Source organism: Cupriavidus sp. D39 (assembly GCF_026627925.1).
Taxonomy (GTDB): domain Bacteria; phylum Pseudomonadota; class Gammaproteobacteria; order Burkholderiales; family Burkholderiaceae; genus Cupriavidus; species Cupriavidus ulmosensis.
This window is the reverse complement of sequence record NZ_JAPNLE010000005.1, coordinates 46024-61987: the sequence shown is the minus strand read 5'-3', so window position 1 is coordinate 61987 and position 15964 is coordinate 46024. Positions and strand designations below refer to the sequence as shown.

15 protein-coding genes are annotated in these 15964 nt (G+C 58.9%); all 15 read right to left on the bottom strand.

Going from position 1 to position 15964, the window contains the following annotated elements; genetic code table 11:
- Positions 1 to 304 precede the first annotated feature (304 nt).
- Complete coding sequence (locus tag OMK73_RS03830) at positions 305 to 931, bottom strand: lytic transglycosylase domain-containing protein (protein ID WP_267600847.1); 627 nt, start codon at positions 929 to 931, stop codon at positions 305 to 307.
- Positions 919 to 1533: a hypothetical protein gene (locus tag OMK73_RS03825; protein ID WP_267600846.1), complete on the bottom strand. Its 615-nt coding sequence runs from the start codon at positions 1531 to 1533 to the stop codon at positions 919 to 921. The genes OMK73_RS03830 and OMK73_RS03825 overlap by 13 nt, the downstream gene beginning before the upstream one ends.
- A complete protein-coding gene (locus OMK73_RS03820) occupies positions 1530 to 3833 on the bottom strand; it encodes a type IV secretory system conjugative DNA transfer family protein (RefSeq protein WP_267600845.1) in 2304 nt (767 codons plus the stop codon). Before OMK73_RS03820 ends, OMK73_RS03825 begins: the two co-directional genes overlap by 4 nt.
- Positions 3834 to 4087: 254 nt before the next feature.
- Positions 4088 to 5692: a KfrB domain-containing protein gene (locus tag OMK73_RS03815; RefSeq protein ID WP_267600844.1), complete on the bottom strand. Its 1605-nt coding sequence runs from the start codon at positions 5690 to 5692 to the stop codon at positions 4088 to 4090.
- 52 nt (positions 5693 to 5744) lie between these two features.
- Positions 5745 to 6602, bottom strand: a complete 858-nt coding sequence (locus OMK73_RS03810) for an ArdC-like ssDNA-binding domain-containing protein (RefSeq protein ID WP_267600842.1) — start codon at positions 6600 to 6602, stop codon at positions 5745 to 5747.
- A gap of 291 nt (positions 6603 to 6893) precedes the next feature.
- Entirely contained in the window at positions 6894 to 8648 is a 1755-nt protein-coding gene (locus OMK73_RS03805) for an LPD7 domain-containing protein (RefSeq protein ID WP_267600899.1), read from the bottom strand.
- A 5-nt stretch (positions 8649 to 8653) separates the two neighbouring features.
- On the bottom strand, positions 8654 to 8878 hold the full coding sequence (locus tag OMK73_RS03800) for a hypothetical protein (protein WP_267600840.1): 225 nt from the start codon (positions 8876 to 8878) through the stop codon (positions 8654 to 8656).
- A gap of 235 nt (positions 8879 to 9113) precedes the next feature.
- Positions 9114 to 9629, bottom strand: a complete 516-nt coding sequence (locus tag OMK73_RS03795) for a KfrB domain-containing protein (RefSeq protein WP_267600839.1) — start codon at positions 9627 to 9629, stop codon at positions 9114 to 9116.
- 36 nt (positions 9630 to 9665) lie between these two features.
- On the bottom strand, positions 9666 to 9953 hold the full coding sequence (locus tag OMK73_RS03790) for a hypothetical protein (protein ID WP_267600838.1): 288 nt from the start codon (positions 9951 to 9953) through the stop codon (positions 9666 to 9668).
- A 188-nt stretch (positions 9954 to 10141) separates the two neighbouring features.
- Entirely contained in the window at positions 10142 to 11524 is a 1383-nt protein-coding gene (locus tag OMK73_RS03785; RefSeq protein WP_267600898.1) for a DUF5710 domain-containing protein, read from the bottom strand.
- A gap of 173 nt (positions 11525 to 11697) precedes the next feature.
- Entirely contained in the window at positions 11698 to 12765 is a 1068-nt protein-coding gene (locus tag OMK73_RS03780) for a ParB/RepB/Spo0J family partition protein (protein ID WP_267600837.1), read from the bottom strand.
- 12 nt (positions 12766 to 12777) lie between these two features.
- Positions 12778 to 13518: a ParA family protein gene (locus tag OMK73_RS03775; protein WP_267600836.1), complete on the bottom strand. Its 741-nt coding sequence runs from the start codon at positions 13516 to 13518 to the stop codon at positions 12778 to 12780.
- A complete protein-coding gene (locus OMK73_RS03770; RefSeq protein ID WP_150986957.1) occupies positions 13511 to 13699 on the bottom strand; it encodes a hypothetical protein in 189 nt (62 codons plus the stop codon). Before OMK73_RS03770 ends, OMK73_RS03775 begins: the two co-directional genes overlap by 8 nt.
- A gap of 165 nt (positions 13700 to 13864) precedes the next feature.
- On the bottom strand, positions 13865 to 14131 hold the full coding sequence (locus tag OMK73_RS03765; RefSeq protein WP_267600834.1) for a hypothetical protein: 267 nt from the start codon (positions 14129 to 14131) through the stop codon (positions 13865 to 13867).
- 429 nt (positions 14132 to 14560) lie between these two features.
- Positions 14561 to 15961 (bottom strand): TrbI/VirB10 family protein, encoded by a 1401-nt coding sequence (locus OMK73_RS03760; protein ID WP_267600833.1) that lies wholly within the window; start codon positions 15959 to 15961, stop codon positions 14561 to 14563.
- Positions 15962 to 15964: the final 3 nt, after the last annotated feature.

The following is a 15964-nucleotide window of genomic DNA, read 5'->3' as shown; positions in this document are numbered from 1 at the left end:
GCTGCTGTTGTTGTTTGCGTCGTGCCATGTGCGAGCCTTCCATCGTACAGAATTCTTTGCTAGGCTTCGGCTGCCCTGAAAGGGGCAGGAAGCCACGGCAAGGGACGCAGCTCGCACCTGCGTTACCGAGTGGCTTTGGGGTGTTCCCGCACTTCCAAAGCCGCTTCCTTCATTTAAATGTGACATAAATATACTACACTTTTTCAAATTACTTTTAAATCCTGTTTTTCTGACGTTGGAAATTCGGGATCAAAACGTCTCTGCCTCGAGCTTTGCAAAGCGCGCCTCGAGGAGCGTGCTGGGTCTAGCCGTCATCCCCCCTCGCGCCGGCCGACACTCCAGCCGCTCGCACCCGGACAGCCGATACGGTGCCTCCCGTCCTTAGCGCGGGGACAGTGAGACGGGCGGCACTCACCACCTTCTGCACATAGCCGTTGGCGAACCCGGATTCAAAGTTACCGGTGTTGTACGCGCTGATGGCCGCTTGCAATGCATCGTTCTCGTTGGCGTATTTCTTCTTCGCCGCTGCAAAGAACTCCAGGAGGACCTTGCCACCGCTCTTGAGGTTCGTGCAGAGGTCCAATGCCTGTTCCACGCTAAGACCGAGCTTCGACAGGTGCCGATTGCTAAGCTGGGTCAGGCCTATGCCGAACCAGTGCCCTTTCTCAGCCAGGTCGCGCGAGATTTGCACCGCTTCCTCTAGGGTCGAAGGTCTGAAACTGCGGATTAGTTTCTTTCGCTCACTCCATGGCAACCCGGCGGGGCCATCGTCTGAGATCGCGAACATATTGCCCCCCGTTTCCACCCGCACGATGGCCGCCATCGTTGTCGGATGGACCTCGGGTACACATCGCGCCATTAGACTCTGCAGATCTTCGCCGTGGCACAGAGTGGCGATGAACAGCGTCAACGCACCTACTAGGAAGCGCATAGCTCTTGCTCCTTTAAATAAAGATGTTTGTGCAGGGCAGCCGACAGGTCTGCAGCGGCGTGCTGCGCGTCGGGCGCATTCCACCCCATTCCGCCATAGTAGCGTCGTGCGTTCTCAAAGACTGCCCAAGGAACGAACCCATGGCCGTCGGCAAACCATTGGGTGTACGGCCTGTCCGAGGCGAGGACCTCGAAGGATGCCGCGCAGTGCTTCGCCCACATCTGAGCCACCTCGTCAGCCGTGGTCAGAGCAGCGTAGAAACTCGCGAGTACCGTCCAGAACTCCTCTTCGACATTGGCCGCAATGCGCACGGGCCTGTGCGCCAGGAGCACGTCGCGATATCCCTGCGGCGATGCCGTCGTCAAGCGCTGCCCCACTCGCCTGCCGCCATGCGCCGCCAGGCAGAGCCGTAGCATGGCGCGTTCGCACCACCTCAGTGTTGGCCAGAACAGTTGCCAGCGTGCCCTATAGCGCTCGGGTTCGATCAGACACCAGTTGTAGCGCGCGAGAAGACGATATAGGTGCGCTGCCGCGCCGGCGCTCATCCACACGCTATCGACCAAGGGAAGCGCTCGAACCATCACGGTTGCTGAGCCCTTCACGCTACGGACCCTTTCTTGCCGGTGTAGCGAATTGCGACCCGCTCCCCCACTTTCGGCACATGAGAAAGGCGCGCCAACCGATGAAGCGAGACGGCTCCGAGATCGCCCATGCGCTCCAGCACCAGGTAGTGTTCAGTGGCAAGAACGACGTTGCCGCTATACCGACTATCTTGCTCGGCGCGCTCGAGTCGAATGTCGGCGACCTTGCCAGTGTCTTCCTCGAGTTGGTGGTAGTGCTGCTTCACCTTCCGGCGAGCCTCTCGCTCATAGTCGGAGAGGCGGCGTCCAAAGCCGCAGATCTTAGCGCCCTTCCATTCCTCCTCGTCAAGAGGAGAGAAATGAACCTCGAAGTATTCCCGGGGATCTAGCTTGAACGCCTCATCGCGCGGGGTGGCGAGGAAGTGCGAATCATCGATCGTAATTTCATCGGAGAACTCCGCACCATCGCGCCGGCGCAAGACATATTCGGCCTCAACGACGGTGTCCTCCTCGATGTTCTCCTGCTTGACCGTAACCCGTACTGCAGGGAAGCTATCGTAAGCGTTGATACAGATCAGAATGCCGCCCTGCTCCCGCGGCTCGCATTGGACCATGAACCACTGCGCTTTCACACGCCCGTCTTTCAGCACCGCGATTTCTACCCGCGTAGGGCTCTCAATCTCTGCACGGCGCTTGAACTCTTTCATCTCGAAATAGCGCAGCTTCTTGGCCCGAATCGGGTTGTGACCCGTGTTGAAGATAATGAGCTCGTCGCGCGGAAGCCGCATCGCCTCATCGTCAGTTAGCAAGGGGCGTTCGACGTCATCCTCTGAGACGCTCATCTGGTCCAGCATGGCGGCAGTGCGCTTGCCCGAGTAGTTGACAGTCTGTTTTTTTACCGTCGTGATGCCGGTCATTGCCGAAATGTCCTTCGCTGTGGCTAGCGTGTTTGGGGCGCTCGCTACTCGGACTTGGCAACCCGAAGTGATGGTCTGGTTCTCCCCGTAGGCGTCAACCAACTGGATCGTGTCCTGAGCGAAGAGGAAGGCTGTGATGCCGTAGCCGGCGAGGTAGCCCAGACCGTCCTGCAACTGGTCCATCTTTCCCAGGGAAGGGAGCTCATCGATCAACAGCAAGAGACGATGCCGGAACGAGCGGAGGCTCTCGCCATCGGCAAAGTCCATGCTTTGCGTCAGCTGCCGGATCAGGTACGTGAAGAACATGCGCAGCAGCGGCTGCAGCCGCTTCTTGTCCGACGGTGGCACCACCAGGTAGAGGCTGACGGCCTTTTCGTGGTTCATCAAATCCCGAATCCGGAAGTCCGACCGCCGAATGTTCCGCGCGATGACAGGATCTTGGTAGAGCGCCAATTTGGTTTCGGCAGTCGACAGCACGCTTGCCCGCTCCTTCGCCTCGCGGTTCAGATTGGCACGCGCGACGGCTGCCACAACTGGGTGTACCTTCGTGCTTCTCCCGCTGGAGTCTTTCCAGCCGAAGTGACCTGTGGGATCGTGTTCAGCGTTCAACATGCCCATCAGCATCTGCTCTGGGTCCTCAAACGTCGGGTCCGTCAGATAGTTGAAGGCGCCTGTAAGCGACTTGTCCCGCTCCGCGTACTTGCAGTGAAGAATCAGCCCGGCTATAAGGCCCCACGACGTACTGATCCAGTGGTCACTGCCAATCCCTTCGTCGTTGGCATCCGCGATAATGGCTGCGATGTTCTGCGCGTCCTGCACATCGTGCGGATATTCGCGGACCTCCTCGCACACATTCCATGAGCATCCGACTCGGAATGGCGTGCGGCCATCGATGCTTCGACCGTCCGTGCCAGTCGGGTCAAAGCAAATAACCAATGATCCCGCCGAATGGCGGAACCCACTGGTCAACTCGAAGTTCTCCCGCTTCAGGTCATTGGTGGCCGTACTGTGGGGATACGAGAGCAGCGTGGGGACGACCAGACCAACGCCTTTGCCGCTACGCGAGGGCATGTAAGCAAGGACGTGAGCCGACTCATCGTATCTCAGTACCTTTCTCCCGTCAGGCGTGTCCAAGGCCCCGAGATACACCCCGTTCGCGGTGTACGAAACGCGCTTGTAGAACGGCCAGCTACCCTTCTTCATTTCATACGAAACAAACCTCATCGCCTGTACGTCCTCGAGCGACGCCCACTTGGCGGTGCCATGCAGCCCTTCGGTAATTTGCCTGGTGAGGCTTCGGCGGTACCAGAGATAGAAGCCAAACGCGACACTCATGAACATGCCCACAACGTGGATACCGGTTGTGCGCATAACGTAGTCTTGCAACCGCCCGGTTTCGTTCATCCATGTCCAGCTCCATATCCACCCTGAGAAAGGCTGATAGATCTTGACTCCCGAGCGGAACGCCAAGACCGGTTCCCCGAGGCCTGGCTGATAGCGGAGCATTGCAGCGAGATATTGGGTGGCCACCCAGCACGTCGCTATCGTGCAGAGAGCGAACACGAAGAAGACCGAGACACTCAGACGAACCGAGTCATTCCGCTTTCTGCTTTGGATCATATTAATTTTCTAAGATATTTTTATATCACGATATCTTACTATCGCTCGAGGACTTTATCCACGGCCCGCTTCGCTCGATCCGTGAGTCGCGCCCTGCCGTTGGCATACGCGATCTCCACCGTCAACCCGACCGCCGCTTCGCCGAGGACTGTCGCACGGTTGTGCCTTACAGCAATGCCCCGGCCGATCTGCTGCGTCAGATGGGTCTCCGAGATCTCGATCACCTGGCCAATATAGCGCGCCCCGAGTTGAGGCTCGAAGACTTGCATGCGCGCCGGCTCGACCTCCGCATGCCCGACGCGGGCGGTCTCATGTCCGCGCTGAATCACCTTTTTCAGCTGGACGGAGACCGCCTGTAGCCCCTCCCGCACGTGCAGATCGTTGAAGTCGGTCGGGAATCCATCGTGGCTGGCGAAACGTGGAAAGATCGCAGTAGCGCCATGCTCCGCTGCGGCCGCCAGCGCTTTCTCTCGGCCCACGTTGTTCAGCATGACGCGCAGCACGCCATCGGTCGACGCATTGCGAATCTCGCCCACTATCCGAGGCGTCTCGTGCGGTCCCGACTCAACCCGAAGGCTGAGCGTGCATTCCGGGTTGTGTCGCGCTGGTCGCGGGATGCCATCAAGCTTCAACTCATCGGGGTCGATACTGTTGAGCTTCAGCTTCGCGAAGGTACGTTCTGTGGTGAGCATGCCGTTAATCCGGCGGAGTATCCTCGAAGGCGGCAGGTCATCTTCGTCGCCGCACACAATCTTTTCCTTGCCTTCCACGCGCGCGCTCACGGCCCGCATCACGGCGTCGATGTTGCCGCTGTCGAACGTCAACACGACAGGCAGCGACGTGGCCATGTGGAGGCTGGCCCCGGTTGCGTAGCCTTCGGCGAAAAGCACTGTGGGCGATGTCTCGATATCGCCGAGGATGTGAAAGCACCCGGTCTTTCGCGCATCCTTGAGGAAGAGTTTTCCTCGCTCCTGGTCCGAGAAGATCCGCTGCACGTTGCAGAGGCGGTTCTCGGCGTCAACGAGAGGGATCACCAGTTCACCGCCGTCCACACGAACGCCAAAGGCGCCCACCTGCTTCCTGTCAAGATACGGATGCCGGCCCTCTTCGCGGCTCGACCCCCACTTCTTCTGCGCGTAAGCGGCAGCGCGCGTCTGAGCCGCCTCTTGCTCCCGCTGCTGGCTTTCGCTACGAGCTCGCGCCTGTTGGTCAAATTCGGCCCGCTGTTCTGGCGTGAGGATTACACCACGGGCGGACCAGGGCGTAGAGAAGCCATTCAGTTTGTTCTCGATAAAGCCGTTCGGCCTATCTGCGTCAAGGTTTCCCTTATAGACGCCCTGTTTCATCTTTGCGTTCTTTGCCGACTCCACTGGGGTTCGGTGCCACTTCCCGTCCATCACCGGTGCGCCGTCCAGCACCAGACCCGCGTCACGCAGTGCATCTGCGAACTGTCCGATAATGTCGTTCTCCGATAGCTCTCGGGGCTTCTCGAGCCAGCGCCCTACCGCTTTGATATCGCCAGCGGCGGAGACATGCCAGTAGCGCTTCTTCTTATCCCAGACAGCGCCGGCATCCTTTGCTTGCTGGATCTCGGCAAAGGGAACGTAGAGGACCAGTCTCTTGCTGCTGTTCGGACCTGCCATAGTTCCCCCTTTTCTGACGTTGGAAATTCTCGGGCGGAACCGTCCACCCGCACTACCACAGGAGCCGCAGCGCGCTCCCGTTCCACTTCGAGTCCCAGCACATATTCAGCCAAGCGCTCCGCCTCACGTGCGCAGCGATACATAGCGTTCTTGTCTGCGCTGACCAATACGGACCAGGACTGCAGTACAGGGGGGACAGCAGGTTGCTTGCTTCCAAGCCCAATCGACCCGCCACGAACATGCCCGCCATAGCGGTAGCGAAGGAGCGCTCCGCGACAGTCTGCAGGCTCTGTGTAACGTTCAATCGGTTGGGGGCCATCGCTGCCTCGCCGACGAGTCGCAACGCCTCCGCATAGTAGTGGTCCTCAGAGGCAAATGCGGCCTTCGGTCTGGCATAGATCGCGTCACGTGCCTCGACGTAGATTGGTTGCCGTTCGCCGTCGTGGAAAATCGGTACGTGCGCCCGTGTCAAGATTGCTTCCGCGCGAAGCTTTGCTTCCGGTCCGCGCGCTACCTCTAGCTGCGGCACGCGCTCCATTTGCTCGACGTTGAACACATGCACGTATTGCGGTGTCGGGCGCTCGCGCGGCACTCGCACCCGCTCGATCTCGCCACTCTCGTTCTGCCGCTCTACAACGTCGGCATACTTCCAGAACTCGACTACAGTCGACGTTTGGCCCTGGCGCACGTGCCAACCATTCGCAGCAGCTTGCCGATACGTGCACCAGCGCGGATCGGAGTATCCCGAAGCCATCAGGGCGACGGCGTTGCCACCCCGAAAGAGCTTTCCGGTTGAGGGATTGAAGGGCAGTCCGGCCATCGTTCTATAGGGCCCGTGCCATGGCACTTCACCTGCGTCGAATAGCTCGGCCAGCCGCGTGGCAACATCGCCTCGGTAGTCCCGTGCCATGGCCCTATCCCTGCGTTCCAGTGACGATAGGCTCGGGGGAATCGGTTAGGTCAGACTCCGTAAAGCCCGAGTCATCGACATCAATGCCACCTTCATAGTCTTTCGGATCGAGCAGATCGCGTGGTGCAGTCGACATTGCTATTACCCCTCTTGGATGGAAAAAGCCGGCGGCTTGCGCAACCTCAGTAGCGCACTGCCGCCGGCGGAGGAATGACCCCGACCAAACACAATTCTGCCGTGCGTTTGGTGTCCCCCGCGGTCATTTTGCCTATCGGAGCCTAGGCCCGCAGATTAACGCGACAATCCAGACTCGCGCGATACCTCCCGGTCTGCAGCGATAGCGGGCCGGCCCTTCTTGTAGTCGACGCGGACGGAGCGGCTGCTTTCCCGCGCATCCTTCAACTTCTCCGGGTCCAGGCCGTCCTTGGCGTGGACAACGGCCACGTTGCGCCCAATGTCCTGGACGACATGGTGAGCGGTCTCGTGGACGATCTTGCCCTTATAGCTGCCGCTCTCCAGCGGGCCCTGTAGGCCGCGACCCTCCTTGAGGGCCAGATTCTCCGCTTCCGTGCGCGACGCCTGCACTTCGGGGGCAGGTTCGTCGCCAGCTTGTGCCAGGCCGCGCGAGACAGCCTGCTCGAGGCGGGCCATGTCCTTCTCGTTCGGCTCGTAACCGATCACGTCCAGCCCGGCGAGGCGCGCCGCAAACCACGCTTCGGAACGAAACTGCTCCGTCCCCGTGACTTGGATTGCTTGCCATTTCTTTGCGCTAGCGAGTTCGGTGGCGGCCTGGAACGTATCGAACTGCTTGTCAACGAAGCGGATCTTCTCGCCCTCGTCCACGAGTGCCACACGCTCTTCCCCGATGCGTCGATACTGGCCTGCGGCGTCGCGCACGAATCTACCGCGCAGCAATGTCGACGGGCCTTCAACATCGTCGCGCGCATCCAGATCGAGGCCGTTGTCCGTACCGTTCTCGATGAGCGAAATGTATTCGTCCAGCCGGATCGCCTCTTGGCTCACCGAGCGCTCGACTGCGACGATCGCGTTTTCGGGTGGCGCGGTGATTTGCTCATGCGCCCGGCGGTCCTTTAGCGCGCTCAGGGAATAGAAGGCATCGATGGCCCGGCGCTCTCGCTCGGCGATGCCCTGCTCCGCAAGGTACTGTTGGACTTCGGCTTCGTCCTTGAAGCGAACCACGGGCTTGTCGATCGCACGCGGAACGACGGCGGCCCGCGAATTATCGCCCAAGGTATCGGTGCCTTCCAGGTAGAGAAAGTCACCGTGCGGGATCGAAATGCGCTGACCAGCGACGTGATCAAAACCAGCCACCTGATCGTGTAGCATCGAATCGACTTCGATGGCCTTGCTTTCTTCCTTTTCGCTCACCAGGGCCGCCTCGCGCGACATGGCCGCGCCCAGGTCCATTGCTAACTCCGGGGCCTCCTGCAGTAGCGCTTCTCGATAGGTCTGCTGCCTGTCCGCATTGTCGGCCATCGCCAGGGCGGCCCAGTGCCTTTCAGTCGGATCGGACACCCCCTTGTACATCGTCACGTCATCGTGAACCAGCCGTCTCGCAGTTTCTGCGTCCAGTGCGTTCTCCGGCACCGCCATTAAGCCCTCGTTCGTCGCCTCGATCTCCTTCCGCGCAGTAGCGTCCTTCACGAAATTGCTGATGCTGTTGGCGGGGGATGCGTTGGCGAGCGAGGGTGTGGTGTTGCTCGGCGCGATGTCAACAAACAGAGCCGTCTTACCGAAACGGTCTCGTGCGAGGAAATCAGCGCCGGCCTTGATCAGGAGATCGGCAGTCTGCGGGTTATTGCGTGCCGCATAGTGCAGCGCTGTGCGCCCGAGCCGATCGGTCGCGCGAACATCCGCGCCCAGGTCGACCAGCTTGGCCACCAGCTCGGAATTGTTGTTATGCGCGGCCTTGATCAGCGCCGTTGCACCCTTGTTCACGCCCACGTTGACCGCATCGCGTCGCATCGTGGCGTTCACGTCGGCACCGGCCTTCGCCAGGATCTCCGCTCCTTCCACGTTCGCCATGAGAATCAAGGGGTGTCCCCTTGGCTCACTTCGTCCACCTTGGCACCCATTGCCACGAGCTCCGCCGCGAACTCGTTGTCGCCGTGGCGAATCGCATAGGCGAGCGGCGACATGCGCGAGCGAGTCCAGTCGCGGGTGTTCGGGCCCAGCTTGTGCTGCGCCATCAGCTTACGGGCGGAGACGAAGTCCCCTTCCGCAAGAGCATCCAAGAAATCCGATTTAGCCGACATAGTTCACTGTCCTGGTTTGACTCACTGCATCTCATGGAAACTGCACGCGCGCATTTCGGCGTGCAGGGTTAGCGCGCGGAGGCGGCCCGCCGCGCGAATAGCACTACCTCGCAATCAAGGCTTCGCGCCCTTGCTCTCGCTAAAGGAGGCGTCATATCGGCGAGCCTCGCCATGTTTCTTTAATACTTTTTATATATTACTTCTGATCGTCGTTGATAGCCAGATAGGAACCATATCAACGAACGTTAGATTCTCGCGTTTGCACTTGGTCGCGGTCGATGACCTGAGCCGCTCCTGCGCGATACTGGATCGCAACGGACCTGGCCAGAGGAGGCACTCTGTCCAGGCTCGCGAGATCGTGGATTGCTACGGCGTTTCGCCCCAGATGCTGCACCAGATGGAAATCGGTGCGGGCTTCCACCCTCCCAACAAGTCTCTCGTCGGGGCCAGGCGTCCTGATTGTTGCCTCATCTCCGAACAGATCACGCGCAGCTTTGACAGCAAAGGCGTAGCTAGCCCTTACGGCGTCAACCGGAGTAACGGGCGTGTTGGGAGCAACGGACAACGGTCGTTCGGATTCAGCCTTCTTGACAGCAGCAAGGATCTGCGAAATCCGCTGTGGCGAAAGACCCACTGCTATTCCCGCCTCGCTCGGTGACTTCCCGTCCACATACACCAAACGCGCCGCTTCGCGGCTCTTCGGCGTCAGGCGTGTCGTGTTGACCAGGTTGTCGAACTCCCGCTCGTTCATTTGTCGCGATGCTAGCTGGTGGAAACCGCCCGAAGTCTACAGGATGGCACGGGCTTCGATGGAAACTTCACGCAGGTCACGCGCAGGCGCGCGTTCCGCGTGGATCTCGTCCGTTTCCGCTTCCTGCATGGCCAGCGCCCACGTGTCTTCCAGGTGTTGCAGATAGACGGAGGTAGGAACAGACCCGTCCGCATTCGTCTTGAAGGGGACCGGATGGTCCCCGAACACTTGAGCAAGCGTCGCGGGCGAGACCACGTCAGTCAAGGTCGGCACAAAATGCTCCGACTCCGGGTTGATCAGCGCGACATTGTTTGTGTTCTTCATTATTCTTAACCCCTTCCTTACGTACGTACCCGTGTTGTCCTTTCGGTACATGATACGCGCATTCAATAGTTTGTAAAGATCATAACTCTTAACACCTATTAACTTGCGCTCTTAAATTCCAACGTCAGAAAATTGCCCCCTGGTCACGTGCGTCACCCTCCAGCATCCGCTGGCCGCACAATTTGACGCTAGGGAGCTTGGAAGTTGACCCAGTGAGTGCCGCTCTGTAACTCGCCGGCCCCTTTCATGGTGATGACGCAGCGGCGCCGCGGATGGATCCATTCGAGCGCCTTCGTTGACATACCCAGCATGCGGTTGGCATCGCGCCATTGATTACGATCAAAGCCGAGCATGACCTTTGTCCCCGCTGCGGACATAAGATCATCGGTAAAATGTCCCGGACCTTGAGAGGCAAGAAGGAGCATTACGCCAAACTTCCGGCCTTCGTTTGCGATTCGGTTCAGAATGTGGTCTTTCTCGTCACTTACGAAAACCTTGGCCTCGTCCACCACAAGAACGTCCAACACCTCGTTTTGTTTGCCGCGCTGCATGGCGCGCGAAAGGATGTCTTCCGCCTTTGTATCCACGAGCAGCTTCTGCGCGTCGTCATGCAGCGCTGTCATCACATATCTGTGAACCTTGGCGTTGGGATCGTGTGGAGGTGGGACACTCCGAAAAACGCCCATCGCATAGAAGTTTTCAAGGCGGTCCACTACCGACTTCACCGTCTCGATCGAGTCGTACTTGAGCAGATCGTCCAATTCCCTGCCTGTAACCATGGAATTGACAGCAACCGTGTACGCTGCAATAGCCTTAGCGCGAGCATCCGCTAGCTCGGCACTGATTTCTTCCTCTCCCACCATCACCTCGGCCATGCGCGCCGCGCGCCGTTGCTTGACAGCCAGGTTCTTGGCCACCCGTTGCACGGCCTCCAGACTGCGCACAGCTTGCTGACTTGACCCCAAGAACATGGCCTTGAGCCGGTTATTTGAAAACCGGATAGCGTCAAGCAATGTCGGATATCGTTGTCCAGCCACTTTCACAGGCCATCTCCGACGCTCTCCCGTGTGCTCCCCATGGGGGCACCACCACGCCTTCTCATCACCGTCCCAACGGATGCCGCATTTCTTCGCCCGATCGATTTCTTCGTATGGCACCTCTAGATAGAGGCGATCTTCTTTGCCGGGGACGCTATAGATCTCGGCAGCGTTCGCCGCGTGCCAGGTCCGGGGGTCATCCAGGGAAAAGCCCATGGACCTATACAGATCCAAGAGCAAGTTCCGCAGAACAGCCTCTTGTCTATGTCCAAGACGTTGGCTAGTTCGATTGATGCCGGAAATGAACGCTTGCACACGCTTTCTCACCCCTCCGTAGTGGGGGTCGGGGTTCAGAACTAGAGGATTGATGCCGAAATCAGCAGATTGGCTAAAGAATACGGACGATGCGCCCTGCACTTCGATATCGCCATGACGGTCGAGCACATGAATCTTGGTATGCGCGGAACTCGAGCGCACCAAGCTATCGCAGACATGCAGCAGCTGGTGCGTCTTCCCGCTACCGGTGTCGCCCATCAAGATCATGTGGGGATTGGTCAGCCTGCGACTTTCCCACAGGATAGGGCGTAGCTCGTGAGGTTGCGCAGCATCGTAGCCAAACGGAACTTGCAAAACTAATGCCTCTTTTAGTGCAATAATATATTCACTACACGGCGGGACGAGAGGAGCTATGCGCTCCCCTTGCTTCGTCAGATCGAGTTGAGTTGATCCATGAAGGCGGCCTGCAGAAGCGAATCGGTTTCAGGCAATTTTCCGCCGATCTTCTTGTGCATCCGCTTCAAATCCTCGACCGGCAGAATCAGCTCCACCATCAAGCCCTTCTCCTTGCCAGTGATGGCGCTCTTCTCAATGAGCATCTTCAGTTGGCGCGCCGTGATACGCAGCGTGCGCTTGTCGATCAGACTGGCGTTCACATTCTCGACGCCGCTCGGAATGATCGGGGCCGTTATGCCGACATCAGTGAATTGGGTTTTGGGCGGATGATAGTGTTCGCCCTTCGGCGTATTGGCCTCGAGCATCTGATCGACCGAGCGCGCCAACTCGGGGTCAACCGAGACCCGCCCCGGCGTTTTCATCCCGTCGCGAGCCTTCTTCAGATCGGTTGAGGTAATCTTGCTGCGCCCCTCGGCCTGAACCTTCGTCTTCACTTCTGCCCGGACGTTCTCCGGCAGCGCGCGGTATTGTTCAAGCAGCGATGCGAAGGAGATCATCCCCGAATCGACTACGTCGGACCACTTCGGATTCAACAAAGCGAGGATACGGGAGATGTATTGACTGTTCTGCCGCATGATCGCCCCGAGCTCGGACTTCTTGAGCTCAGGGTTCTCTTCCAGCGTTTCCTTGACGAAATGCGCGACCTCCAGATCGGTAAGGTCATCGCGATTCAGGTTCTCGGCCAACTGCGCCAGGCGCAACTTTGCCGGCGACATGTCGTTCCGTACAAAGGCCGGAATAGCCTCATGTCCGGGAACGCCCTCTTCCTGATTGAGCACAAACGCGCGCCACCGGCATTCGCCCATGACGATCATGTAGCCGCCGTCCACCTCGCGCACGGTAATCGGCTGCAGAAGGCCTTGATCAGCAATGCTCTTGGCCAGGTTCTTGATGTGGTCCCGACCTTCCACCGACACATTGCCATCGATTTCGCGGTATCTCGTGCGCGGCTGCTTCGGGTCGGGCATCACATCCCGAAGAGGGATACTGATGGCCGTTGCGGCAGGTGCTTCCAAGCTGTCGAGGAAGTCGAGAGTGCCCATGTTTTCCTATCCTTAAAGTCCCAACACACGCCCGGAAAAATCTTTCCAGGCGGCGTTCAATTTCTTGTCCTTCGCGAACCGCCACACCGGCTGGTAGTTGGCCAGCGCATCGGACACCGCGACGCGCGTCGTGAACTCGCCCACAATCATCTTGCCGAACTTTTGCTCGAGCTCCGCACGCACCTTCTTTTGCGACGACGACGCCTTGGTGTATCGGTTGATTACCACCTGCACCTGCAGGCTCGGATTGCGCTTCCGCGCGTCCTGGATGTTCTTGAAGACATCGGCCATCCCAGTCAACGAGGTAAGCTGAGGCTCAACAATCACGACGGCCAGGTCCGACCAGAACAACGGAGCGGTCTGCCGCGGACCGAGCGCCGGCGGCGTGTCGAAAATCACGTAGTCGAACGGAAGCTTGCGGATCTCACCACGCTTCCGGATCGCCAGTTCGCTGAGCTCGTCACCGCGCGAATCCAACTCTTGCAGGTATCCATGCCCATGCAACAGTTGAATGTTGTCCACCCAAGCGGGGGTGTATTGTAGCTCCGCCTGCTCAAAAAGCTGTTCCGAGCCGCCGCGACGCTTCGTGATCTGCAGGTCTTTGGTCAGAAACTGACCAGCGTTCCCTTGCGTATCGAAGTCACACAACAGGGTCCTCTTGCCTGCTTCCCCCGAGGCGAAAGCGAGATGGCATGCGATGGTCGTTTTCCCGACTCCGCCCTTGTTGTTGATGACGGTGATCAATTTAGCCATTGTCCTGTCCTGGTTTCCGGGCTCGCCGCGCCTCCCAAGCTTCTTTGGCCAGTTCAACAACCAATTGGGGAATCGACACGGTTTGCCCGCGTTCACGGGTCTGCGCCGCACTCTCGTCCAATAGTTCCTTGCGGAACTCGACGGGCAATCGAACCAGCGTGGGCTTCTTCTCTTCAGTCACATTTACGCTCCTGCGATATTGCAATATTATGATAGCCGACTCTTGGGCGCAACGGTTTTTTTGATATTTTTATTGCACTCTACGCCGGTCAAACGGGCCCGGCTCGGGCCCGAATTTCTTACGTTGGAAAAAGGCCGCGTGGCGCTAAAGTCGGGAAAACAGAACTTACTGCGACAGACGCTTGACGGCTTTTGGCGGATAAATGTACTGAATCCACCAGAACATAGCCGTGTAGCAAAATGCGGCCTTCGATACGCCCACGCCCCTTGATGCATGCTCCACTTGCTCAGCTAGGTCCGGCGGAAGCTGAATGTTCACCTGCTCCCAACCTGTGCGGCCCGCGACTCCATCCTGAAACGTCAGCGCCGTGCGCGGCTTGCGCCAAAGGAGGCCGTGTTTCCATGGTTCCGTAGCCAGGAATCGGGTCATCATGTCTTGAAACATTCCGGTCAACGAGCGCCACTCAAGGGGGCGATCATCTTCAAGTATGTGTACATGTTCTCCGGACATCGGGTAGGCACGACCTTCGGCTCCTCGAGGCGCGTTCGCGGACGCCCAAGCCGCTTGGGCCGCACGATATTTGCCGGTTCAGGAACGCTCGCAGGCGCCGGCGCTGAGATGGCCTTTCGTGGTGTGCGAGCGCTTGAAACGTCACGTCGTGTTGCGGTCTTCGTAGCAGACCGCGCGCGGCTATTTTTATCAGCTTTCATATTTTATGATTGCCCCCACCCCCCAGTGGATATTCCCTATGACTTTTTCTTTGTGATTGTAGCTGATACTAAAAGAATGGCACGAAAAAGCCGACGTAAAAAAGCCCCACTACAACCGCGTGGGGCTCCAGATTCGCCTGGGAAAGGGCACTCAACGCCCGTAAGGGGCTGGGAACAACATGTCGCGAGTGAGCGTGACATTGAAGCGGTATCCGGGCATCTGCGTAATAGTTGGCTGGATCTGCATGTTCCGCTGGATCATGGCACCGCTTACCTGAGCCAGCTGCTGCCCCATAGCGGCGGCGATCGTCTGCTGCGCCGAAGGAGCGGTGCCATTCGTTGACGACTGCTGCGGCTGCGAGAGTTGGGCGCCTGCAGACACCAAACTCATCATCCCGGCCCCCAAGAAAATTCGAGCGTAGTGGTTATTCACGTCTCCGTCGAAACCTGCGTTCCCCGCGCCGTCAGTACCCGGCATGCCCTGTATGACGAAGCTTGTCCCATCGGGAAAGATCAGCCGATTCCAGACGACCAGCAGACGACTTTGGCCAACAGCAATCCGGCTGTCATACATGCCGATCGCCTTTGTCCCCTGCGGAATGAGAAGGTGACGACCAGACACCGTATCGTAGACATTCTCACTCACCCTCGCGCAAGTCTGCCCCGGCAGGTCCGAATTGATGCCGCATTCCAGCACCATAGGAATGTTCCAGCCCGCCTTAACTTCGTACACGCCGAGCGGCTTCTGCTTCGTTTCCTGCAGGTAGGTACTTCCAGAGCTCGCGCTGGCATCCCGCAAGAACGATTCCTTGCGGATCTGCTTGTTCACGTCGTCTTGTTCTTGTTGCCCGTTCAAGCCTAGTCCAGCAAGGCCTGTACCAGGCTTACCTTGCCCCGCTAACGCTGCGGCAGCTTGAGAAACGGCATTGGCAATTTGAGCATTGGCCGCCCCTGCACCGCCCGTGACACCTTCGGCAGCGCCCGAGCTTTCAATGGATGCAGCCCGAGCCTGACGGGTCTTTTCGTCCCGCTCGTCTCGCGCCCGACGTGCCGCCGCCTGTTCGCTTGTTTCAGCCGGCTGAGCCGGCGCTGCGCCCTGCCCTGGGGCCGGCACGATCGGCGTAGCCTCCCCTTGCTTGCCAGGTGCACCGTTCGTCTCCGGGAGCTTCACCGCATCGCCACTTTTTGCGGTGCCGACTTCGGCGGGCCCCACTTGGATGCCGCCGCCCAGCGATGTATCCACTCCCAGCTTGTCCGCGACGGCTGACGCTTGCCCATCGGGTATCTCGTCCGCGTTGCCGTCCGCCCGAGCGAGTTCCATGCCTTTTGCCTTGGCTTGATCGCTCGCATTCGGGTCACTCGAGGCAACCGGAGCAGTGTCATCCCCCACGGTCATGATGGAAAAGACAATGCCCGCCACCGTGCCAACGGCGGCCATCGACATGAGTAATTTTGCCTTGCGAGACAACTTGGTGATGCCAGTAACCTTTCCCTTCAGAGGAACGGAGTCCGGCGATGCGAACGGATCGCTAGTGGCTTCTGCTTTTGCCATGGG